Below are 22,560 nucleotides of genomic sequence, written 5' to 3' on the forward strand. Positions count from 1 at the left end.
GGATCAGACCCCGGCGGGAATCCGCGCCGGGGCCACCCCGAGGGCCGGGAAGAGCGCGACGTCCTTGCCGTCGACACCCCGCATCAGCACGTCGATGGCGGTGCTCATCAGGTCGATGTGGTACTGCGTGAAGGTTCCCAGGCCCAGGCCGAGGTGGACGCCCGGGTGCCGCTCGTTGGCGAAGTAGTTGCTGGGCTGCAGCGGGGCGCAGCTGGTGTTGGTGCCGAAGCCGATCTCGTGCAGCTTGGCGTAGCGCTCGTCCTTCGCCAGCAGCTTCTCGAGGTTGGCGGCGAACTCGGTGCGTCCGGCGACGGCCGGGCGGACCGCCGTGATGCGGCCCTCGACCAGCGTGATGATCGCCGGCTGGTCGGCCATGGAGACGAGGTCGCGGTAGACCTGCTCCGTCTCGGCGAGGCTGGTCTTCTGGTCGCCGCGGTGGACGATGGGGGCGCCCTGGAGGGTGATCTCGCCGTTCAGCGTGAAGTGGGTGTCGAGCTCGAACTCGCCCGAGGCGTTGACCAGCGAGCTGAGCTCGCCGGTGGGCAGGACGACCTGCTGGCCGGGCATGAGCGGGCCGTGCAGCGAGAACCAGTGCTCGGAGAGCTGGTGCTGGAAGACGGCCTCGGTGCCGAACTCGCGGCCGAGGAAGAGCATGTCGTCGGCCTGGTCGAGGAGGGTCAGGAACTCCTCCTCGATGCCGAGCTCGCGCTCGTAGTCGACTTCGGCCACGACGCGGATGTTGTTGCGCAGCGTCTCCGCGGAGAAGGGGGCCGACCAGCTGGAGAAGGCGCCCATGGCGATGCCTTCGAGTTCCTCGTCCTCGAAGTGGACGAACTCGTCGTCGGCGATCCACAGGACGCAGGCGCGGCGGCCGGAGGCGCGGATGGCGGCCATCTCGGCGATGAGGCCCGCGCGGGATTCCGGGCCCGTCCAGTTGTACTCCTGTACCGGGGTCGCGCTGCTCTCCACGGTGAGCGCGCTGCGCACGCCCGGCGACGTGACCAGGAGGAAGACGTCTCCGAGGTCACCCCCGAACACCTTGCGGAACTGCTCCGGGCTGATCGGTACGGACGGTGCGGTGCTCACGGAAACCTCCCTGTAAAGGCGTGCCGGGGTGCGAGCGCCGTTCGCTCGCACCCCGGAACACGACTCGAACTCAGCCCTCGAGGCGGTCGTACTTCTTGTACTTGCCGATGCGGGAGCTGATCGACGCCTTCTCCTGGGCGACCGGCTTGCTGTCGACCTGGGCGGACTGCTGCTCGATGGCGGACTGCTGGTCCATGTTGTTCTGGGTCACGTCGACTCCTAGTCGTGTTTTGGTGGAGCTCCGGCTCCCGCCTGGTGCGGGGTCCGGCGTCTGTGGGTCACGGCGCGGATTGTTCCGCTGCCGTGAGGCGGAGGAGGGCGGCCGCCGCGTCACCGTGTGCGCGCAGCCGTTCCTGGTCGAGCCCGGCACCGAGCCGGGCCGCCGCTCCTCGGGCGAGTTCCACGGCGGCCTCCACGAGGTGGCCGCCGATGCTGACGGGGTAGAGCGTGGTCCCGAGCGTCTGGCTGGTGATCACCGGATCTCCCCTTCCAGGGCGCGGGCGGCGTCCGCCGCGACGGTGCGCAGGGTCGAGGCGGCCCGCACGGCGTCCGGATCGGTCTCCAGCTGCTCGGCGAGCGCGGCGAGCCCGAGGACGGAGCGGCGGCGCGGGCCGGCGGGCAGCCGGTCCAGTTCGGCCGCGATCCAGCGCGCCTGCTCGTCGGCGAGCAGCACCTGCTCGCCTTCGACGGTGAGCTGGAGCGCGGCGCGGCCCACCAGGGGCGGGGCGCCGCCGTTGACGGCCTCCAGCACGGGGGCCAGTTCGGCCCCGCACTGCATCACCGCGGCCGCGGCCTGTGCGCCGCCGGGTACCTGCTGGAGGCGGACGCTCAGGTTGAGGAGCAGGACCACGGCGGCGCGCAGCAGCGCGGGGTCCGCGATGCGGCACAGCTCCTCGTACAGCCGGGAGACCCCGGCGGGCACGAGTGCGACGGTCGCGTCCTCGCCCTCGCCGGTGACCTCGACCCAGCCCGGGACGGGCGCGGGCCGCTCGGGCTCGGCGGTGGCGGTGTCCAGGGCGTCCGCGAAGGCGGTGAGCTCCCGGGCGGCGCCGGCGAGTTCCGCCCGGGCCAGGGTCTGCGCGAACTCCCGTACCGGGGTGGCCGCGGTGGTGGTGGTCGTGGGCGGCGTGGCGGCCGTGGATGCGGTGGTCACCGGCTCTCCTCGCTCTCGCTTAGGGCGTGATGGTCGACCTTGTCGTTCACCGTGCGCGGCAGCCGGTCGTGGAACTCGACCCGGGCCGGCACCATGGCCGCGGGCAGCCGGCCGGCGAGCTCGCCGCGCAGGGCGCCGGCGCGGCGCGCCGGGTCGCCGGACGGTTCGGCGAGCACCACGTGGGCCACCAGGCGGCTGCGGTCGCCCTCGCCGGCGACGGTGACGGCGGCTGCCGTGACCCCGGTGCAGGCGGCGAGCGCGGCCTCGACCTCGCCGGGCTCGACGCGTACGCCGGAGATCTTCAACTGCCGGTCCCGGCGCCCGTGGTAGACGAGGACGCCGCCGGCCGTCTCGGTGACGAGGTCGCCGGTGCGGAAGGCCCGGCGGCCGTCGGGCAGGGTGGGGAAGGCGCGGCCGGTGGCCGCCTCGTCCCCGGCGTAGCCGTCGGCCAGGCAGGGCCCGGTGACGAACAGTTCGCCCGCGCTGCCGGGGGCAACGGGCCGCAGGTCCTCGTCGAGGACCAGGCCGGAGCGGCCGGGCAGCAGGTGGCCGATGGGCAGGATCTCCCCGGGCGGCAGGGCCCCGGCCGCGCGCGGCACCTCGTACAGCGTGGAGGTGACCACGCCCTCGGTGGGCCCGTAGGCGTTGAGCAGCCGGACCGCGCCCATCGGCGAGCCGAGCCAGCGGCGGGCGGCGGCCGTGGCCGCTGCCTCCCCGCCGATCAGCACGGTGGTCAGCGAGGGCGGCGGTCGCAGGTCGCCGCGTACGGCGGCCTCGGCTCCGAGCAGGGTCCAGTAGGCGGTGGGCAGCTGCCACATCGTGATGCCGTGGGCGGCGGTGACCTCGAGCAGCTCGGGCAGCGACCACAGGCCGCCGCCGCGCAGCACGACCCGTCCGCCGGACAGCAGGGTCGGCCAGATCTCCTCGAGCGCGACGTCGAAGCCGGGCGAGGCGAACTGGAGCGTGACGCTGTCGGGGGTGAGCCCGTAGGCCTCGGCGGCCACCTCGCAGTGCCGGGCGAAGGGGCCGTGCGCGACCCGTACGCCCTTGGGCACGCCGGTGGATCCGGAGGTGAAGAGCAGGTAGGCGGGGTCGTGTTCGGCCACCGGTACGGGGAAGCCGGGCGGCTGCTCGGCGCTGCCCTGACCGGGGGCGGTGACTTCCAGGGCCTGCTCCCCCAGTTCCGCGAGCCAGTACGGCGCCCGCTCGGGGGCGGCGACCAGGGCGAGCCGGGCGCCGGCCACCCCCATCGCGCGGCGCACCCGGGCGGGCGGCTGCGCGTCGTCGAGCGGCGCGCACACCAGTCCCGCGCCGGCGGCGGCCAGCAGGGCGACGACCAGTTCGGGCACGCTGGCGGCGACCAGCGCCACCGTGTCGCCGGGGCGGGCTCCGCGCCGGTGCAGCGCGGCCGCCAGGTCCCGGGCGGAGGCGGCCAGGGCGCCGTAGGTCAGGGTCCGTCCCGGGGCTCCGGGGGATGCGGGCAGTTCGACCGCGGTGCGGCCGGGGTCGTGTGCGGCGCGGTCCAGAACGCGGGCCGCCAGGGTCCGGTTCATCAGCGCATCCTCGCGGCCGGGGGCTCGAAGCTCGTGACGTGCACGCCGGGGTGCAGTCCCTCGGCGGGAGCGCGGAAGTAGCTGGTCCAGTCGTGGGAGAACAGCTCGACGCGGGTGGTGCCGGACTCGGCCACGGTGAACACCGAGGCGCGCTGGTAGCGCAGCAGCTCCTCGAGGCGTTCGTCGATCTTCACTCCGGCGGTCTCGAGGTGGCCGCGCAGCTCCTCGTAGAACCGGTCCAGCTCGTTCTGTACGTAGGCCCAGCACCATTCGTAGATGAGCCAGGACTCCTTGTCCGGCACCCAGCGGGACAGCTTCTCCATCATGTCCGGCTGGGAGGCCACCTTGCCCTCGTTGGGGACGGCGGGCGACTCGATGTACTCCCAGAGCAGTGTGCGGGCCCGGTCGACGGCCGCGCCGAGGACGGTGGAGGTGTCGGCGAGCGCGGCGTCGGCCAGCGAGCGGTAGAAGTCCTCGTAGCCGAGGATTCCCTCGGTGTGCAGGTAGGTGGCGAGCCGGCGGGTGATGCCCCGGTTGTGCAGGGACTGCAGGACGGCGCCGAAGAGGTACATGCGCACCCAGTCTTCGCGAGACATCGTGGAGTGCCCGACGACGACCTCGACCTCCTCCACGTCGTCCGGGAGGTAGGTGCGGGTGATGGTGTCCAGCCGGTACTTCTCGCGGTGGGCGGCGCTGCCCATCTCGGCGTTGGGCAGCAGCACGCACTCGTAGATCATGATGTCGTCGTGGATGCCCATCTCGAGCATCCGGCACAGGCCGCGGGCGAAGGTCTCGGGGGTCTCGTTCGGCAGGCCGACGATGACCTCGGTGTAGGCCTCGACGCCGCGCTCGCGGAAGGCGGCGGCGAGCTTCTCGTAGTTCTTGGCCGGCATGTTGGAGCGCTTGACCTGCTCCAGCACGTCCTGGGTGCCGGTCTGCATCGCGAGGATGGTGCCGTTCGACATGCCGTTGAGCGCGAACATCGAGCTGATCTGCACGATCCGGTCGTTGGCGTTCTTCGCGTAGCTGGTGACGAACTTGCCGGGGAAGCCGCTCTCCTGCTTGTTGCGCACGAGGTGCTCGGCGAGGCCCACGTCACGCGGGAGGATCCCGAAGTTGGCGTCGGCGCACAGGATCGCCGACACGTTCTGCTCGGTGAAGTAGTCGATCTCGGCGTGCAGCCGGTCCTCGTCGAACTTGCGGATCTTGGACTGGTTCGCGGAGCCCCAGTCGCAGAAGGTGCAGCTGTAGGGGCAGCCGCGGTTGGTCTCCCACAGCACGGTCGGCTGGTAGCCGGCCGCCCGGGCCGCCTCGAAGGAGGGCTCCATCAGGCCGGTGAGCCAGGGGCTGGGCACGTCGATCTCGCGCGGCAGCTGCCCGCCGAGCGGGTTGCGGTGGACCTTGCCGTCCTGGTCCCGGTAGCTGAGCGAGGGGACCGAGGCGAAGTCGGGCTCCTCCTGGAGCAGGGCCCGCAGCAGCTCGGAGAAGGGCGCCTCGCCCTCCTTGTGGATGGCGAAGTCGATGTACGGGTGCTTCTTCAGGAACTCGCCGGCGTTGTCCGGCACGTGCGGGCCGCCGACCACGGTGACCGCGTCGGGGAAGCGCTCCTTCACGGCGCGGCAGGCCGCCATGTTCTTGTTGAAGTTCCACAGGTAGCAGGACATCGCGAAGACCGCCGGGTCCTCCATGAGCGAGGCGGGGTCCTTGGCCTGCTCGGGCAGGAAGAACGGCTGCTCGAAGGTGTAGGCCTCGACGAGGTCGGGCTGGGTGTCGGCGTACGAGCGCAGGGCGCCCCAGACGGCGGGGAGGTACGCGGAGCGGCTGAAGGCGGATACGTAGATCCTGCGCTTGGCAGCGTTCACCGTGGCCGTCGTACTCACGCTTCGCTCACCTCTTCCCGTTCGTGGCCGGTCCGGACGAGGGACCGTGGCCGTTCTGGGAATGAGCACAACCGCCGGGACTACAGCGTCGCTTGAAGAGCGCAAGAGATCGAGGCCAGAGCGGGTGCCGGTGGTTCCGGGATGGTGTAGTGGGCTGCGGGCCGGGCGGTTTCGAGTGCGATTCGAGTGGGCCCTGAGAGGCTGCGGCAACCTCGCGTCTCCTGAGGAGCCACCATGCAGACCATCGCACCGCCCGCCGCTGCGTCCGCCGCGGCGTCACAGCCGGGACCGGGGGTCCCGCGCATCGAACTCCTGCCCGACGAACGCCACCGGGTGGCCGCACTCGCCCACGAGTACGCGCGGGACTCGGCCGCCCTGGACGCCCGCCGGTCCCTTCAGCTCGCCGCCCTGATGTCCCACGAGCTGCCGCGTTCGCTGCGCCGGGTGATGACCGACTTCCGCCTGTCCGGGGCCCCGCACGCGGGCTTCCTGGTCAGCGGGCTGCTCATCGACGAGAACGCGCTGGGGCCCACCCCCACGCGCTACCAGGAGCGCCCCGACCGTCCCGAACTGCGGTACGCGGACGCCGTGCTGCGGCTGATCGGCTCCCTCCTCGGCGAGCCCTTCTCGTTCAGCAGCCAGCAGCGCGGGCGCCTCATCCTCGACCTGTTCCCCGTGCCCGGGCACGAGTTCGACCAGCTCGGATCCGGCTCCACGGCCATGCTGGACTGGCACACCGAGGACGCGTTCCACCCGCACCGCGCGGACTGGATGATGCTGATGGGCCTGCGCAACCACGACGCGGTGGCCACCACCTTCGCCGCCGTGGAGGACATCGAGCTCGACGAGGAGCACCGCGCGGTGCTGTTCGAGAAGCGCTTCGCGATCCTGCCGGACCAGTCGCACACCAAGAGCTTCAACCAGGCCACCGGGGCCGCCGACGCCGCCGAGGCGACCGAGGGCGAGCAGTTCCGGCGCATCGACACCATGGCGAACCGGCCCGAGCCGATCGCGCTGCTGGACGGCGACCCCGCCGCTCCGTGGCTGCGCGTCGACCCCCCGTTCATGCACACCAACCCGCTCGACCCGCAGGCCGCCGAGGCGCAGAACGCGCTGCTGGCCGCGATCGAGGCGAAGCTGACCGACGTGACGATCGGCAACGGCGACCTCTTCGTCATCGACAACAAGCGCGCGGTGCACGGCCGCCGGCCGTTCGCGGCCCGCTACGACGGCACCGACCGCTGGCTCAAGCGCATCAACCTCACCGCCGATCTGCGGCGCAGCGCCGGCTCCCGGCGCGGTGACCACGGCCGGGCCGTGGTCTGACCCCGACCCGCCGGCGGACACCTCGCCGCGGACACCTTTTCCCTTGAAAGGACTCAAGGCCTTGGCCGCTGAACCCAACCTGATCCGACGCCACCGGCTGTTCCGCCGGTTCTGGCTGGCGCGCGCGGTCTCGCTGATCGGCGACGGTGCGGCCATGGTGGCCCTCGTCCTGCTGGTCAGCCGCGGCGAGCACGCCGGTACCGCCGTGTCGCTGATCCTCCTGGCCGAGTCCGTGCCGCGGTTCTTCGGGCCGCTCGCCGGGGCGCTCGCGGACCGGATGGGCGTGCGACGCCTGCTGATCGCCGCCGAGCTGGTGCAGGCCGCGGTCTTCGGCGTCATCGTGCTGGCCCGCCCGGGCCTGGCCGTGCTGGTGCCGCTGGTCGCGGTGGCGGCGGCCGCGTCCACCGTGTTCTCCGCGGCCGGCCGTACGGTGGTGCCCCGCCTGGTGGACGAGGCCGACCTGATGCCCGCCAACGCGTGGATGGGCACCGCCTTCAACCTGCAGGCCGCGCTCGGCCCGGTGCTCGGCGGCGTGTTCACCGCGTGGGGCAGCGCGTACGGCGCGCTCGCGATCAACGCGGGCACCTTCGTGGTCTCGGCGCTGCTGCTGACGCGCATCCCGGCGCTGGCTCCGCTGCGCACCGGCGAGCGCCGGACCCTGCTGGGCGACACCGTCGAGGGGCTGAAGTTCGTACGCCACCACCGGGTGGCGCGCGCCATCGTGCTGCTGCTCCTGCTCGGCCTGTTCTTCGGCTCGCTGGACAACCTGGCGCTGGTCTTCCTCGCCGAGCACACGCTGAACACCGGGGAGACCGGATTCGGCGTACTGTCCGCGTCCTTCGGCGTCGCCATGGTCGCCGCCTCGCTGTGGCTGGTCCGGGCGGCCGAGAGCCGCTCGCCGGTGTGGGTGCTGCTCGCGGGCTGGTTCTTCACGGGCCTCGGCCTGCTGCTGACGGCCGCCGCCCCGGTGCTGTTCGCCGCGATCGCCATGCAGCTGGTCGCGGGACTGGGCAACGGCGTGGCCAACGTCGGCGAGGAGACCCTGCTGCAGAAGGCCGTACCCGCCGAGGTACTGGGCCGGGTCGGCGGCACCCTGTCCTCCGCCGCCTTCTTCGGCAGCACCGCCGGCTACCTGGCCGGCAGCCTGCTGAGCCCCGACGGCAACCCCCGGCTGGTCTTCGTGATCGCCGGCGGGGGCATCTTCCTGGCCCTGGCCCTGTGCGGCCCGGCCCTGCTGTCGGCGCGCGCCGCACTGGCGGCGGCCCCGGCCGGGGACGCGCCGGAAGACGACCGATCCCCCGCCCCCGCTCCTCAGGCGGTCGCGCAGCCCGGCGGTGCGCCATGACCTCGGTGAACCCGGTCTTCAACGGACGCCGCCCGGCCAAGGGGTACCTGAAGCCGTCCGTCGTCCCGCAGCCCCTGCTGCACCGCTGGTACGCCTGGTGCCACCTCGTCCCGCCGCACACCGCGGCGCTCAACCTGCGCGAGCGCTACCTGCCCCAGCTGCGCAGCTACCTGCGCTCGCCGCAGGTGCACGCCTCCGCGCTGAGCAACCCGGCCCGCTACGGCGGCCCGTTCCTCGCCCCGTACGGCGGTACCGCCGAGGACGTCGAGGAGCTGCTGGCCGCCACCGAGGCGGCCGCGGCCCCCCTGCTGCGGCTGGCCGGGGACATCAAGGACGCCCAGCGGATGCTCGCCGAGCAGGCCGACGGCAAGCCGATGGAGTCGCTGTACGCGCAGCTGCCCCAGAGCCTGCGCGGCCTGGTCGAGCTGGTCTACGACACCGGCAACCGGCCGCGGCTGCGCTTCTTCGAGCCGCTGGTCCACCAGGCGTTCGCGGCGGAGCTGGCCAAGGGCCAGGAGGTCTCCCTGGCCCCGCGCACCGACCTGGAGCAGCCCTTCACCTTCGGCAGCCCGATCCTGCCCGGCCCGCAGCGGCTGGACCTGCGGATCCCGTTCGCCGATCCCCGCCTCGACGAGCTGTACGCGGCCCGCCGCGGCGCCGCCGACGTGGCGGGCCTGGCCGAGCTGCTGCTGGGGGACGAGGCCTCGGACGCGACCGCGGCCGCCTTCGCGGACCTGTTCACGGAGACCGCCCCGGCCCCGTACGAGAGCGCGCCGGCGGACACCGTACGGATGCGCTACCTCAACCACGCGACGGTCCTCCTGGAGACGGGCTCCACGGCCGTACTCCTGGACCCGCTGCCCGGTTACGCCGACGACGGGCACCGCCACCTCACGCTGGCCGACCTGCCCGAGCGGCTGGACGCGGTGGTCCTGAGCCACCTGCACTGCGACCACGTGTCGGTGGAGGCGCTGCTCCAGCTGCGGCACCGGGTGGACACGGTCGTCGTGCCCCGGGGCGGCGGCGGTTCGCTGGAGGATCCGAGCCCCAAGCTGCTGCTCCAGGCGCTGGGCTTCACCTCGGTGGTGGAGCTGGGCGAGATGGAGTCGGCCCGGATCGGCGAGGACGCCGAGGTCACGATGCTGCCGTTCCTGGGCGAGCACGGCGACCTCGACATCCGCTCCAAGGCGGTTCCGCTGGTGGAGATCGGCGGCCGGCGGGTGCTGTTCGCGACGGACGCGGTGGACATCGACCCGGACCTGTACCGCCGGGTGCAGGAGAGCACCGGGGACGTGGACACGGTCTTCATCGGCCTGGAGTGCGTGGGCGCGCCGATGTCGTGGCTGTACGGACCGCTGATGGAGGGCACCCAGGACCGCGCCCACGACCAGGCCCGCCGCCTGAAGGGCTGCGACGCGGACATGGCGGAACGCCTGGTCAAGCGCTTCGGCGCGAGCGAGGTCTTCGTCTACGCCCTGGGCCTGGAGCCCTGGCTCCGCCACCTGACCGGCTCCAGCTACGACCCGGAGTCCGAGCAGATCCGCCAGACGGACATCCTCCTGGAACGCTGCCGCCACCGCGGCGTCCCCGCCGAACTCCTCTACCGGCACGGCGAACGCCTCTGGCCCACCCGCCGCGCCTGACCCCGAACGAAAGCGCCCCCTCCCGCCGGCCGGGAGGGGGCGCTTTCGCGCGTTCTCGTTTCGACGCCGGTGTGAGGCTGTGCTCAGGAACCCACGAGCCCGCGGGGCTCATCGAGCCAGGCGTACTGGCCGGCCCCGTCAACCGTGAGGCCGAAGCGGGTGATGTGAGGCCGGCCCTGGAGCTCGTACCACGTGCACGCCGCCGTCACCTCCGCCCACAGATCGCGCGGTCCCCACGAGCGGACCGCTTCCTCCTCCCACCAGTCGGCGTAGTCGACGATCGTGGCGGACGTGCCGGCCTCGTCCACGAACTGGACTCTGCGGGCATCGCCCTCTCCACGGTGCGGTCTGTCTGCCACACGGTCGGCCGCGGCCTGGGCAAGCACCAGATGGTGCCTGGCGGGCCCTACTCGATCGTCGCCGTCTTGGAGACTGGCCGCACGTCGTGGACGGCCCTGCTGGACGCGATCCGACTGGCGAGTATTTCTACTGGTCAGCGGCTGATCTGCGGGTGCGTGAGGTGTGGGGCCGGGGATGGGTTTCGGTGTCCGCCAGCCAGGTGACATGGCGACTCGCCCGGACCATTGCCCATTACTCGGCTACGGCGGCGGCGTTGGTGCGGTCGTGGTTCATCGCACCCTTGCCCGCTCTACTGCGGGCGCGGTCCTGGCCGTCGGGATCGCTCTTGTCGCTGTACCTGCGGCACAGGCCGCCGAACGCCCCAGTGGGGGTCCTGCCGTGGCAGGCCCGATCACCCTGGACAACCTTCTGTCGCTTCGTTTCCTCTCTCCGACGATCCGGGACGCCAAGCGCCAGATCGCCGGCCTCGCTTCCGGGGTGTCGCCGGCCTCCGCCAATGCAACCGGGCTCGGCAGCCTGCTCAAGTAGACGACCAAAGGAGTGTCCGAATGAAACTCACCAGGACCCTTGCCAGTGCCTGCACGGTGGCTGCTGCGGCGGTCCTCCTCGGGCTGGGCGAAGCCGCCGCCGACGACGACCTGGTCTCGGCCCTCAACAACCCTGCGATCGGAGCGGTCTGCTTCCCCTCTGGGCAGGTGGGAAGCGGAAACACCTTCAACGGCACGCAGAACAGCACGTGTGCCCAAAGCACGGACCAGACGATCACCAACCCGACTCCGCCGGCTGACAACGGTGCTACGGGATGGGTAACAGTGACTGTGAACAGCGGTCCCATTGCGCCAGGCCAGCGTGGCGGAACCCAGGCGATGTGCCCGGTGGGGAAGGTTGCCACCGGGGGCGGACAGGAATTCTTCCCGTTCATGTCGACCTGGGACAGCATCGAATCCGACCCGACCGAGAGCGGTAACGGCCAGACCGGGTGGCAAGTTTTTGCCAGGAACACAAGCGGCGCGCCTGGCTCCATCAACGCCCGCGTCGTCTGCATCGATGGAGAAGCGCCTACCCCTTAGGGGTGAGCAGCACAAGCGGGGAAGACACGCGTGAGGCTGACAAAGAGGCTGGCGTCGGTTGCCGGTGCCGCCCTGGCCACGATGCGTACGGCAAGGGCCCGGCCCCGGTGGACGTGTTCGTCCACCGGGGCCGGGCCGTTGCTTCGTCGGTCGGTCGTTCTGTTGGTCAGCGGGCGGCGGTCTCCTGCAGGACCGGGGCCGCCTTGCTGCTCTCGTTCGTGTCGGCGGGGGCGGGGTTGGCGCCTCGGAGGGGGACTTCCTTGATGAACCAGGCGGCGGCGAAGCCGAGTACGGCGATGGCGGCGCAGACGAGGAAGGCCCAGTGGGTGCCGATGGCGACGGCGTGGCGGTAGGCCTCGCGGACGGCGTCGGGGAGGGTGGCCAGGCTTGCCGCGTCGAGTTGGGCGGAGCCGACCGCGGCGGCGGCCTGGGGGCCGAGGCGGTCGGTCATGGCGGTGGTGACCTGGGTGGTGAACAAGGTGCCCATCAGGGCGACGCCGAAGGCGCCGCCGAGGGTGCGGCCCAGGGCTGTGGTGGAGGAGGCGACGCCCATGTCCTTCAGCTCGACGCTGTTCTGTGCCACCAGCATGGTGATCTGCATCAGGAAGCCGATGCCGGCGCCGAGGACGGCCATGTAGGCGCCGGAGACGAGGCGGGGGGTGTGGGTGTCCATGGTGGCCAGGAGGAACAGCCCGGCGACGACGAGGGCGCCGCCGACGACCAGGAAGGCCTTGTACTTGCCGGTGCTGCTGGTGATGCGGCCGGTGATCATCGAGACGGTCAGCATCGAGGCCAGCAGGGGCAGCAGGAGCAGGCCCGAGTTGGTGGCGGAGGCGCCCTGGACCGTCTGGAGGAAGAGGGGGAGGTAGAAGACGCCGCCGACGGTGACGAAGCCGACGAGGAAGCCGATCAGGGCGATGAGGCTGAAGTTGCGGTTGCGGAAGACGTGCAGCGGCAGGATCGGCTCGGCGGCCTTCGTCTCGACGTACAGGAACGCCGCGGTCGACAGGACGCTCAGGACGATCAGGGTGATGATCTGACCGGAGGCCCAGGGGTACTCGGTGCCGCCCCAGGTGGTGACCAGGACGGTGGAGGTGATCGCGGCGGTCAGCAGCGCCGCGCCCAGGTAGTCGACCTTGGGGCGGGCCTGTCCTTCCTGCGTCTGCTTGGGCAGGTGGAGGACCAGGGAGACCATGGCGAGGGCCAGGAGTCCGAGGGGCAGGTTGATGTAGAAGGCCCAGCGCCAGCCGAGGAAGTCGGTGATGGCGCCGCCGATCAGCGGGCCCCCGATCATGGAGAGGGCCGAGACGGCGGCCATCAGGCCCTGGTACTTGCCGACCTCGCGGGGCGGGATCAGGCTGCCGATGATCGCCATGGCGCCGACCAGCAGGCCGCCGCCGCCCAGACCCTGGACCGCACGGAACGCGATCAGCTGGCCCATGTCCTGGGCCGCGCCGCACAGCGCGGACCCGATCAGGAAGATGACCACCGAGGTCAGGAAGACGCCCTTGCGGCCGTACAGGTCGCCGGCCTTCCCCCAGATCGGGGTCGACGCCACCGTGGCCAGCGTGTAGATGGTGACCACCCACGACAGGTGCTCCAGACCGCCCAGCTCACCGACGATCGTCGGGATCGCGGTACTGGTGATCATGGTGTCCAGTGACGCCAGCAGCATCGCGATCATGACCGCCACCAGGACGAGCCCCACACTGCGCGGCTTCTCACCCTCAGAAGTCCCGGAAGTCCCGGAAGCCCCGCCAGCCTTCACTGTCTCCACCATGTCCCTGTCCCCTCCGCTGCCCCTGCTTCGAGCACTGCTTCCCGAGCGCCTTACTTGCCGCCCGGCTAGTACACGACTAACGTAAGCCGCTAACTAGCCGGGCGTCAAGTAAGTTCGCGGGAGTGGGGAGAGCCAATGGCCAACAGCACTTCACAGAGCGGCGGTTCGCAGGGACGGCGCGGGGACACCCGCCAGCGGATCCAGGATGTCGCGCTGGAGCTCTTCGTCGAGCAGGGGTACGAGAAGACCTCGCTGCGCGAGATCGCGGAGCGGCTGGAGGTCACGAAGGCGGCGCTGTACTACCACTTCAAGACCAAGGAAGACATCATCGTCAGCGTCTTCCAGGACCTGACGCGGCCCATCGACGAGCTGATCGCCTGGGCCAGGGAGCAGCCGCCCACCCTGGAGACCAAGCGGGAGGTGCTGCGCCGCTACAGCGAGTCGATGGGGGCCGGAGCCTCCCTGTTCCGGTTCATGCAGGAGAACCAGGCGACGATGCGCGAACTGACCATCGGCGAAACCGTGAAGGACTGGATGTCCCAGCTGGTGGAGCTGCTCCGCACCCAGGACGGCCCGCTCACCGATCAAGTGCGGTGCCTGAGCGCCCTGTTCACACTGCAGGCCGGGATGATGTACCTCCAGCACGTGGAGGGCGACCCGGAGCAGACCCGCCTGGCGGCCCTGGCGAGCGCGACGGACCTCATCACGCAGGCCCACCACCCGTGAGCCAGGGCCCGGCCCACCCGCACCGGGCGGGCCGGGCCGTTCACCACAGCGGCCGCAGCGGGGGCAGGTCGCCGTCGGCCATGGCCCTGATGAGGGCGGCGAGTTCGGCGCGCGGGACGCGGCGGTTCTGGGCTCCGAGGCGTGCGTCGAGTTCGCTCTCCATGTCGAACATGACGCGCCCGGCGACCGCGAGGTGCTCCAGCGCCCGGTCGGTCAGGACGACGAGTTTGCGCCGCCCGCCCGCCGGGTGGGGGCGCCGCTCCACGTAGCCGCGGGCGGAGAGGTCGTCGACGATCTGGCCGGCCGCCTGCTTGGTGACGCCGAGCTGCTCCGCGAGCTCGCTGCTGGTGGCGCCCTCGCCGTAGAGGGCTTGGAACACCAGTCCATGGACCGGTCTCAGGTCGTCGTACCCGGCCGCGTCGAGGCGGGATACGAATTCGGACAGGACGAGCTGGAAGGACATGCCGAGCAGATAGGTCAGCTCGGCCCTGGCCAGCGGGTCTGCCGCCTGGCGTGCTTCCGCTCCGGTGCTTCCGGTCTCTGCTGTGGACTCCATCTGGACATGCTGCCACACCTTGGAAAGACGCTTTACTCCCACGACCCCTCCCGTCCTCGAGCGGGACTCGAGCGGTTCTCGGTTACCAGGGGGAACAGTCTCGGCGCGGCCCTCTTTGCCGTTTGACACCCACGACTAAAGCAGCTTTACTCGTGGAGCAAGCGAAGTAAAGCTTCTTTACACAGGAGGTCGCAATGAACGTGGTCAGCGAGAGCGAGCAGCGGACTACCCGTACCCCGTCGGGTGCGATGTTCGGCCTCGCCGCCCCCAGCCAGGGCAGCACCGAGGTCAGCACCTGGCGCGTGGAGCTCGGCGCGGACTCCGCGACCCCGGTCCACATCATCGACCGCGAGCAGGTCTGGATGCCCCTGTCCGGCGCCTTCAAGGTGACCGTCGACGGCGAGGACGCGGAGGTCAAGGCCGGCCAGGCCCTGGCGATCCCCGGCGGCGCCGTGCGTCAGCTCACCGCGGTCGGCGACACCCAGGCGCTCGTCGCCATGGCCGTCGGCGGCAAGGCCAGCATGCCGGGCAACGAGGACAAGAAGATTCCGCTCCCCTGGGCCGAGTAGCAGTTCCCGGCGGCCCGGCGAGCTGAACCGAACCGCGGTCCGCGCTGCCTGCCTGGCAGCGCGGACCGCGGCAGCGGCCATCAGAGGAAAAACTCAACGAAGGACGGGCAATGAATCCCGAAGTCAGCAGCGGGCGCCGCCGGGCGATCCTGGCTCTGCTCGCATCGACGGTGCTGATCGTGGTCATGGACCTCACGATCATCAACGTCGCGCTCAATCCCATCCAGCAGAGCCTTGACGCGACCAACGGCGAGCTCCAGTGGGCGCTGGACTCGTACCTGATCACCTTCGCGGCGTTCCTCTTCACCGGAGGCGTGTGCGCCGACCGGTTCGGCCGCAAGAAGACACTGATCACCGGCCTCGTCCTGTTCGGTGTCAGCTCGGTGCTCGGCGCCTTCGCGACCGACATCGTCGAACTCATCATCTGGCGCGCCGTCATGGGCGTGGGCGCGGCCGTGGTGCCCACGGTGACCCTCGCCATCCTCATGAACGTCTTCCCGCCGGCCGAGCGCCCCAAGGCCATCGCGGGCTGGGCCGCGGCCGCCGGTGTGGCCATGGCCGTCGGTCCGGTGCTCGGCGGCGTGCTGCTCGAGGCGTTCTGGTGGGGCTCCATCTTCCTCATCAACGCCCCGCTCATCGCCATCGCGGTCGCCCTGATGATCGCGCTGGTCCCCGAGTCGAAGAACCCGGTCCGCACCGCGTTCGACCCGCTCGGCGTGCTGCTGTCGATCGTCTCCGTCGGCCTGCTGGTCTACGGGATCGTCCTCGCGGGCGAGGACGGCTGGACGAGCACCGGGGCCCTCGGCGCCATCGCGGGCGGCCTGGTCCTGCTCGTCGCGCTGGTCCTCTTCGAGAAGAAGACCGCCGCTCCCTCGCTCGACGTCAGCCTCCTGAAGAACGCGCGCTTCTCGGCCGGCACCGGCGCCATCGCCCTGTGCTTCTTCGCGCTCATCAGCTCGATCTTCATCTCGCAGTTCTACTTCCAGGCCGTCCTCGGCTTCTCGCCGCTGGAATCGGGCCTGCTGGTCCTGCCCATGGGCATCGCCTCCATGGTCGTCTCGGCCCGCTGCCCCAAGCTCGTCATGAAGTTCGGCCCCCGCGCCGTGGTCGCCGCGGGGTCCGCGGCCATCGCCCTGTCCGCGGTGGGCGCGGCCTTCTTCGACGCCGGTACGCCGACCTGGCTGCTGGTCGTCGCACAGCTGGTCCTGGGCGTCGGCTGGGGCTCCATCATGGCTCCCGCCACCGCCTCGCTGATGTCCGTCGTGCCTCCGGTCAAGGCCGGCGCGGGCCAGGCGGTCTCTCAGACCGCCCGCCAGGTGGCAGGCGCCCTCGGCATCGCGATCATCGGAAGCCTGCTGAGCTCCGGCTACCGCTCCTCGATCGGTGACGCGGTGAACGTCCTGCCGGAGGCCCTGCGCGAGGAGGCCGCCGGATCCATCGGCGGCACCGTGCGCGCCGTCCAGGCCGCCAAGCTCGGCGACCAGGCCCCGGCCCTGCTGGCCAAGGCCTCCGACGCCTACGTCAGCGGCATGCAGTCCACCTTGTTCGTCGTCGCCGGTGTCGCCCTCGCCTCGGTCCTCGTGGCCCTGCGCTGGCTCCCCAAGACCCCGCCGGCCCCGCCCGGACCCCCGCCGGGCGCGGCCGCCCCGGGTGCCACGGCCCCCGGCGCTCCGGCGCCGGGTGCCACGGCACCGGGTACCCCCGCGGCCCCGCCCGCCCCGGCGAAGGACGAGCCGAGCCTCCGTCCCTGACCCGGCGCGCGCCGCGCCGCCCTTCAGTGCCCGCCCGCCCCTTCGGGGTCGGCGGGCACTGTCGTCCCCTCACAACCCGCGCCTTCCCCACAGAGCCGCGGCGGCCGCCCTTCCCCCCACTTCAGCTGCCGCCAAACGGAACGCAACTTCCTTTATTCCAAGGCCTGTTGACCGCATGCCGGACATGCCAGGACAAGCCGTCCCGCCCGCGCGGGAGGTCGAAGAACGATCCATCAGCGCTCAAGTGTTTCCACGTTATGTACAAACGGAGGGGGTTCTCATGCAGATGGGCAAGGGTTCCGGGCACACCGACGCGTCCCGTATGGACACCGTCGAGGCCGTATCGCACTGGTTGCGGAGCGAGATCGCCGTACGGTCGGGGCGCGCCCCCGGCGAGATCCGCGACGACGACCTCTTCTCGACCATCGGCATCGACTCGATGCGCGCCGTCGCCCTCATGGGCGACCTCTCGGAGCGGACCGGCACCCGGCTCTCCCCTGCGCTCATGTGGTCCCACCCCAGCATCGCGGCGCTGGCCGCCCGCGTCGTCGCGGGCGAGCCCGACGCGCCCGCCGAGCTCCCGGACACCTTCCGGGCCGCTTCCCGGGAGCGCGAGCCGATCGCCGTCACCGGCATGGCGTGCCGCCTCCCGCAGGCCGAGAGCCTCGGGGAGTTCTGGGAGCTGCTGCGCTCGGGCACCGACGCGGTGAGCGAGGTTCCCGCCGAGCGCTGGGACGCCGCCGCCTACCTGGACGCCAACCCGGCCGCCGCCGGAAAGATGGTGACCTCCCAGGCCGGCTTCCTGCGCGGCCCGGTGGACGCCTTCGACCCGCTCTTCTTCGGCATATCCCCGCGCGAGGCACAGGAGATGGACCCGCAGCAGCGGCTCTTCCTCGAGGTCGCCTGGGAGGCGCTGGAGGACGCGGGCCTCTCCGACGGCCGGCTGTCCGGCACCGCGACCGGCGTCTTCGCCGGAGCGATCTGGCACGACTACGCCGACCTCGGCGCGGCCGACCCCGCCGGCGCCTCCCTGCACTCCGCCACCGGCCGGGCCCTGAACATGGTCGCCAACCGGCTCAGCTACGTCCTCGGGCTCACCGGCCCCAGCGTCGTCCTGGACTCCGCGTGCTCCTCGTCCCTGCTCGCGGTCCACCTGGCCTGCCAGAGCATCTGGTCCGGCGAGTCCGAGACCGCCGTCGCGGGCGGGGTGAACCTGCTGCTGAGCCCGGAGACGATGGTCTCGCTCAGCAAGTTCGGCGGCCTCTCCCCGGACGGCCGCTGCAAGGCCTTCGACGCGCGCGGCGACGGCTTCGGCCGCGGCGAGGGCGCCGGGGCCGTCGTCCTCAAGCCGCTGTCCAGGGCACTGGCCGACGGCGACGACATCTGGTGCACGATCCGCGGTACGGCCGCCAACAACGACGGCCTGAGCAACGGACTCACCGCCCCCAACCCCCTCGCCCAGGAGGCCGTGCTGCGCGCCGCCTGCCGCCAGGCCGGCATCTCCCCCGCCGAGGTCCAGTACGTCGAGACCCACGGCACGGGCACCGCGCTCGGCGACCCGGTCGAGGCCACCGCGCTCGGGGCGGTCTACGGCCGCGGCCGCGACCGGGACGCGCCGCTGCGCATCGGGTCGGTCAAGAGCAACATCGGCCACCTGGAGGCGGCAGCCGGCATCGCCGGAGTGGTCAAGACGGCCCTCGCGCTGCGCCACCGCCGCATCCCGCCCAGCATCCACTTCGAGACGCCCAACCCGCACATCCCCTTCGACGAGCTCCGCCTGCGCGTCCCCGCGGCCGAGGAGCCGTGGCCCGAAACCGGGCAGGGCCCGGCCCGGGCCGGGGTGAGCGCCTTCGGCTGGGGCGGCACCAACGTGCACGTCGTCCTCGAGGCCCACACCGCGCCCGCGCCGCTGACCCTGCAGGAGAGACCCGGCACCGGCACCGAAGCCGTTCCCGCCGGCCGCCGCCCACAGGTGGCCTTCGTATGCTCCCCGTACGGTCAGCAGTGGATCGGGATGGCCCGCACCATGCTCCGTACCGAACCGGTCTTCCGCTCCGTACTCGAGGAGTGCGACCGCGAACTCGCCCGCCACACCGGGTGGTCACTGCTCGACGAACTGCACGCCGGCGAGGACACGGCCCGCAGCGGCGACGTCGGCGTGATGCAGCCCGTGCTCTTCGCCATCCAGGTCGGCATCGCCGCCTGGCTCGAGGCCGCCGGGGTCCGCCCGGACGCCGTCGTCGGCCACAGCCTGGGAGAAGTCGCCGCCGCCGTCATCGCCGGCATCCTCGACCTCCCCGACGCGGTGCGCCTGATCCACCACTACAGCGACCAGCAGCGCCGGGTCGCCGGCTCCGGCAGCGGCATGGCCGTCGTCGAGCTCTCCGCCGCCGACATCCAGCAGCGCATCGACGACCGGGTCGGCGGCCGGGAGATCTCCGTCGCCACCCAGAACGGCCCGCGCACCACCGGCCTCGCCGGCCCGCGCGCCGCGCTGGAGGCCCTGGTCGCCGACCTGAAGGCCGAGGGCGTCCTGTGCGGCATGATCCGCGTCGACCTGCCGGCCCACAGCGCGGGCATCGACCCGATCACCGCCGACCTCGAAGCGGCCATCGGCACGCTCACCCCGCGGCCCGGCCGCATCCCGATGATCTCCTCCGTGACGGGCGAACCGCTCGACTGGCGGGAGGCGGACGCCTCGTACTTCGTCCGCAACCTGCGCCGGCCCGTGCTGCTCGCCCCGGCCACCGCCCATCTGCTGACCCGCGGCACCGGCGTACTGGTCGAGATCAGCGCCAACCCGGTGCTGGCCCCCGCGCTGCGCCAGTCCGCCGAGGAGTACGGCGGCACCGCGGCCGTACTGGCCACCATGCGCCGCGAGGGCCCCGACGACCGCGCGGGCCTGGTGGAGACGCTCGCCGCCCTCGCAGAACTCGGCTTCGAGGTGCGGCTGCCGGGCGAACGGCCGCCCACCGCCGAGCTGTTCACCCTCTCCGCCCGCACCCCGCAGGCCCTGCGGGAGCTCTCCCGCTCCGTGGCCGCCGCCGCGGCCCGGGACACTGCGCAGCTGCCGGCCCTGGCCCGCGCCGGCCTGGAGCGGGCCCACCACCCCTACCGCCTCTCCCTCGTCGCCCGGGACACCGCCGAGCTCGCCGAGGCACTGGCCGCCCACGCGGACGGCGAGCGGCCGCCGCAGCTGTACGAGGGCGCGAAGCCGGCCGAGTCCCGGCCCCGGATCGCGTTCGTCTTCCCCGGCCAGGGCTCCCAGTGGATCGGGATGGGCCGCGAACTGCTGCGCACGCAGCCCGCCTTCGCCGCGTCCATCCGTACCACCGACGCCGCTGCCCGGGCCTGGATCGACTGGTCGATCGAGGACGAGCTGTGCGCCGGCGAGGAGAGCTCGCAGCTGACCCGCATCGACGTCGTCCAGCCCGTGCTGTTCGCCGTCGAGGTCGCGCTCGCCGCGCTGTGGCGCTCCTGGGGCATCGAGCCCGACGCCGTCATCGGGCACAGCATGGGCGAGGTCGCCGCCGCGCACGTCAGCGACGCGCTGGGCATCGAGGATGCGACCCGGATCATCTGCCGCCGCAGCCTGCTGCTGCGCCGCGCGGCCGGCCAGGGCGCCATGCTCGCCTGCGAGCTGACGATGGACCAGGCCCGCGAGCTCCTCGCCGGCCAGGAGCACCTGGTGTCGGTCGGCGTGAACAACAGCCCCCGCTCCACCGTGCTGTCCGGCGACCGCGACGCGCTCGCCGCGATCGCGGCCCGGCTCGAGGCCGACCAGGTCTTCTGCCGCTGGGTCAAGGTGGACGTGGCCTCCCACAGCCCGCAGATGGACCCGCTGCGCGAGGACCTGCTGTCCGCGCTGGACGGCATCGCCCCGCGGGCCGGAACCGTCCCCGTCTACTCGACGGTGACCGGATCGGTGGCCTCCGGCACCGAGATGGACATCCGCTACTGGGCCGACAACCTGCGCGAGCCGGTGCTCTTCGCCGACCAGGTGGCCCGCCTCGTCGAGGACGGCGTGAGCGTCTTCATCGAGATGAGCCCGCACCCGATCCTGCTGCCCGCCGTGGAGCAGGTCGCCGCCGAGAGCGGTACGGCCGTGGCAGCGCTGCCTTCGCTGCGCCGCCGCGAGGAGGAACGCGACAGCCTGCTCGGCTCGCTGGGCCGGCTGCACGTCCTGGGCGCCCCGGCCCGCGTGGACCGCGCGCTGACCCCGGCCCCCGCCGGGGCGAAGCTGCCCCACTACCCGTGGCAGCGGGAGCGGTTCTGGATCGACGCCACCGGCCCGGGCGGCGGCGCTGCGGGCGCTGCCGCGGGCGGCCGGGCGCTGCGCCGCGGCCTGCTCGGCGAGCGCCTCGACTCCCCCGTCGCCCCGGGGACGCACTACTGGCAGATGGACTTCGACAGCTCGGCCGCCACCGCATCGGACCACCGCATCGGCGGGGCCGCGGTCCTGCCGGGCGCCGGATTCGCCGAGATGGCGCTCGCGATGTGCGCCCAGGTCCGGCCGGGCGAGGAGCCCGTACTGGAGGAGTTCGCCTTCCGGGAGCCGCTGATCCTGCCCGCGCAGGGCGTGCGCCGGGTGCAGGCCGTACTGGAGGGCTCGGACGGCTCGGACGGCGAGCGGGCGCAGATCCGCTTCTTCGTCCGCGAGGACGACGGCCCGCTGTGCGTGGCCGAGACCCGGGTGCTGTTCGGCGCAGCGCAGGATCCGGGCGAGCCCGTCGATCTCGCCGCGCTGGCCGGTCCGCTGGCCGAGACCCTCGAGGGCCCGGCCTACTACCGGGCGCTCGCCGCCTGCGGGCTGGGCTACGGGCCCGCCTTCCAGGGGATCACCGGCGTCTCGCGCGGCGAAGGCGCCGCCCTGGCCCGGATCGCGCCCGACCCGGCCGCCCTGCCCGCCGACCCCGGCTACCGGGTGCACCCCTCGCTGCTCGACTCCGCCCTGCAGTCCGCCGTGGCCCCGCTGCTGGGCGCCGCCTGGGGCGAGGGCGTCACCCAGTGCTTCGTCAGTGAGTCCATCGGACGGCTGCGGGTGTACGGAGCCCTCGCGGGCGAGCTGTGGGCGTACGCGCAGTGCGAGCGGGCCGACGACCGCCACTGGCAGGCCCGCGTACGGATCCTGTCCGCCGACGGCGCCCTGCTGGCCGAGGCCGAGGGGCTGCGCGTGGTCCGGCTGGACTCCGTACCCGTCCTCGCCGCGGACCAGAACGAGGCCCAGAGCGGACCGGCGGACGGGGCGACCGCCGCCGGACTGGCCGAACTGCCCGTGGCGCAGCGGCGGGCCGCGTTCGAGACCGCCGTACGGGAGATCACCGCGCAGGTGGTCAAGCTCCCCGCCCGCCGCATCGATCCGGACACCCCGCTGCGCTCCCTCGGCATCGACTCGCTGATGTCGCTGGAGCTGCGCAACCGCCTGGAGGCGGCCTTCGGCGTGGAGCTGTCGGCCACGCTCATCTGGAACTACCCGACCGTACGGGACATCGCGCCGTTCCTGGCCGGCAAGGCGGCCATCGCACTCGACGGCGACGAGGCCCCCGAACCCGGCCCCGCGGCCGAAGCCCCGGTCCTCCCGGCGGCGGCGGAGGGCGAAGCAGACCCGGAGAGCCTCGAGGCCCTCCTCGCACGTGAACTCGCGGAACTGAGCGAGCGGATGGAGACCTTCTAGGTCGGCTCGCCCCCTCCCCCTCCCTGAGGGGGAGGGGGATCCCACATCCCACCCTCACGCGTGGGGTTTCCCGCGTCACCACAGACCG

General features: G+C 72.3%; 18 protein-coding genes. 9 read left to right on the top strand and 9 right to left on the bottom strand.

Annotated elements, in window-relative coordinates:
* Positions 1 to 3: 3 nt before the first annotated feature.
* The 6 genes from ACIPUC_RS33360 to ACIPUC_RS33385 form a co-directional block, all read right to left on the bottom strand.
* Positions 4 to 1,086: a hypothetical protein gene (locus ACIPUC_RS33360; RefSeq protein WP_446594129.1), complete on the bottom strand. Its 1,083-nt coding sequence runs from the start codon at positions 1,084 to 1,086 to the stop codon at positions 4 to 6.
* 70 nt (positions 1,087 to 1,156) lie between these two features.
* Positions 1,157 to 1,297, bottom strand: coding sequence for a hypothetical protein (locus tag ACIPUC_RS33365; protein ID WP_446594130.1), 141 nt, complete (start codon positions 1,295 to 1,297; stop codon positions 1,157 to 1,159).
* Positions 1,298 to 1,364: 67 nt separating this feature from the next.
* The gene (locus ACIPUC_RS33370; protein ID WP_446594131.1) at positions 1,365 to 1,562 is read right to left on the bottom strand and encodes a hypothetical protein; all 198 of its coding nucleotides are present in this window, start codon (positions 1,560 to 1,562) and stop codon (positions 1,365 to 1,367) included.
* Complete coding sequence (locus tag ACIPUC_RS33375) at positions 1,559 to 2,239, bottom strand: hypothetical protein (RefSeq protein WP_446594132.1); 681 nt, start codon at positions 2,237 to 2,239, stop codon at positions 1,559 to 1,561. Before ACIPUC_RS33375 ends, ACIPUC_RS33370 begins: the two co-directional genes overlap by 4 nt.
* Positions 2,236 to 3,792, bottom strand: coding sequence for an amino acid adenylation domain-containing protein (locus ACIPUC_RS33380; RefSeq protein ID WP_446594133.1), 1,557 nt, complete (start codon positions 3,790 to 3,792; stop codon positions 2,236 to 2,238). The genes ACIPUC_RS33375 and ACIPUC_RS33380 overlap by 4 nt, the downstream gene beginning before the upstream one ends.
* Positions 3,792 to 5,672, bottom strand: coding sequence for a B12-binding domain-containing radical SAM protein (locus ACIPUC_RS33385; protein WP_446594134.1), 1,881 nt, complete (start codon positions 5,670 to 5,672; stop codon positions 3,792 to 3,794). Before ACIPUC_RS33385 ends, ACIPUC_RS33380 begins: the two co-directional genes overlap by 1 nt.
* Positions 5,673 to 5,906: 234 nt before the next feature.
* Between ACIPUC_RS33385 and gntD the strand changes: the two genes are divergently transcribed.
* From gntD to ACIPUC_RS33400, 3 genes are all read left to right on the top strand, one after another.
* On the top strand, positions 5,907 to 6,998 hold the full coding sequence (gene gntD / locus ACIPUC_RS33390; RefSeq protein WP_446594135.1) for a guanitoxin biosynthesis L-enduracididine beta-hydroxylase GntD: 1,092 nt from the start codon (positions 5,907 to 5,909) through the stop codon (positions 6,996 to 6,998).
* 61 nt (positions 6,999 to 7,059) lie between these two features.
* A complete protein-coding gene (locus ACIPUC_RS33395) occupies positions 7,060 to 8,343 on the top strand; it encodes an MFS transporter (protein ID WP_446594136.1) in 1,284 nt (427 codons plus the stop codon).
* Positions 8,340 to 9,986 carry an MBL fold metallo-hydrolase gene (locus ACIPUC_RS33400; protein ID WP_446594137.1) on the top strand — a complete coding sequence of 549 codons (1,647 nt, stop codon included), beginning with the start codon at positions 8,340 to 8,342 and terminating at the stop codon, positions 9,984 to 9,986. Before ACIPUC_RS33395 ends, ACIPUC_RS33400 begins: the two co-directional genes overlap by 4 nt.
* Before the next feature lie 83 nt (positions 9,987 to 10,069).
* Here ACIPUC_RS33400 and ACIPUC_RS33405 read toward each other — a convergent pair whose 3' ends face one another.
* Positions 10,070 to 10,294, bottom strand: coding sequence for a hypothetical protein (locus ACIPUC_RS33405; RefSeq protein ID WP_446594138.1), 225 nt, complete (start codon positions 10,292 to 10,294; stop codon positions 10,070 to 10,072).
* 430 nt (positions 10,295 to 10,724) lie between these two features.
* Between ACIPUC_RS33405 and ACIPUC_RS33410 the strand changes: the two genes are divergently transcribed.
* Both ACIPUC_RS33410 and ACIPUC_RS33415 read left to right on the top strand, forming a co-directional pair.
* Positions 10,725 to 10,874: a hypothetical protein gene (locus ACIPUC_RS33410; protein WP_446594139.1), complete on the top strand. Its 150-nt coding sequence runs from the start codon at positions 10,725 to 10,727 to the stop codon at positions 10,872 to 10,874.
* A 20-nt stretch (positions 10,875 to 10,894) separates the two neighbouring features.
* Entirely contained in the window at positions 10,895 to 11,416 is a 522-nt protein-coding gene (locus tag ACIPUC_RS33415) for a hypothetical protein (RefSeq protein ID WP_446594140.1), read from the top strand.
* 166 nt (positions 11,417 to 11,582) lie between these two features.
* Here ACIPUC_RS33415 and ACIPUC_RS33420 read toward each other — a convergent pair whose 3' ends face one another.
* Entirely contained in the window at positions 11,583 to 13,196 is a 1,614-nt protein-coding gene (locus ACIPUC_RS33420; protein WP_446594141.1) for an MDR family MFS transporter, read from the bottom strand.
* Positions 13,197 to 13,331: 135 nt separating this feature from the next.
* On the opposite strand from ACIPUC_RS33420, the gene ACIPUC_RS33425 reads away from it, so the two are divergent.
* Positions 13,332 to 13,922, top strand: a complete 591-nt coding sequence (locus ACIPUC_RS33425) for a TetR/AcrR family transcriptional regulator (protein ID WP_446594142.1) — start codon at positions 13,332 to 13,334, stop codon at positions 13,920 to 13,922.
* A 40-nt stretch (positions 13,923 to 13,962) separates the two neighbouring features.
* On the opposite strand, the gene ACIPUC_RS33430 is transcribed toward ACIPUC_RS33425, so the two are convergent.
* Positions 13,963 to 14,478 carry a MarR family winged helix-turn-helix transcriptional regulator gene (locus ACIPUC_RS33430; protein WP_446594143.1) on the bottom strand — a complete coding sequence of 172 codons (516 nt, stop codon included), beginning with the start codon at positions 14,476 to 14,478 and terminating at the stop codon, positions 13,963 to 13,965.
* A 194-nt stretch (positions 14,479 to 14,672) separates the two neighbouring features.
* On the opposite strand from ACIPUC_RS33430, the gene ACIPUC_RS33435 reads away from it, so the two are divergent.
* The 3 genes from ACIPUC_RS33435 (at position 14,673) to ACIPUC_RS33445 (ending at position 22,472) form a co-directional block, all read left to right on the top strand.
* The gene (locus ACIPUC_RS33435; RefSeq protein WP_446594144.1) at positions 14,673 to 15,047 is read left to right on the top strand and encodes a cupin domain-containing protein; all 375 of its coding nucleotides are present in this window, start codon (positions 14,673 to 14,675) and stop codon (positions 15,045 to 15,047) included.
* Positions 15,048 to 15,157: 110 nt separating this feature from the next.
* Positions 15,158 to 16,798 (top strand): MFS transporter, encoded by a 1,641-nt coding sequence (locus ACIPUC_RS33440; RefSeq protein WP_446594145.1) that lies wholly within the window; start codon positions 15,158 to 15,160, stop codon positions 16,796 to 16,798.
* Positions 16,799 to 17,078: 280 nt separating this feature from the next.
* Positions 17,079 to 22,472, top strand: coding sequence for an acyltransferase domain-containing protein (locus ACIPUC_RS33445; RefSeq protein ID WP_446594146.1), 5,394 nt, complete (start codon positions 17,079 to 17,081; stop codon positions 22,470 to 22,472).
* The last annotated feature ends 88 nt before the right edge of the window (positions 22,473 to 22,560 follow it).

It is taken from the genome of Streptomyces sp. LARHCF249 (genome assembly GCF_052871255.1).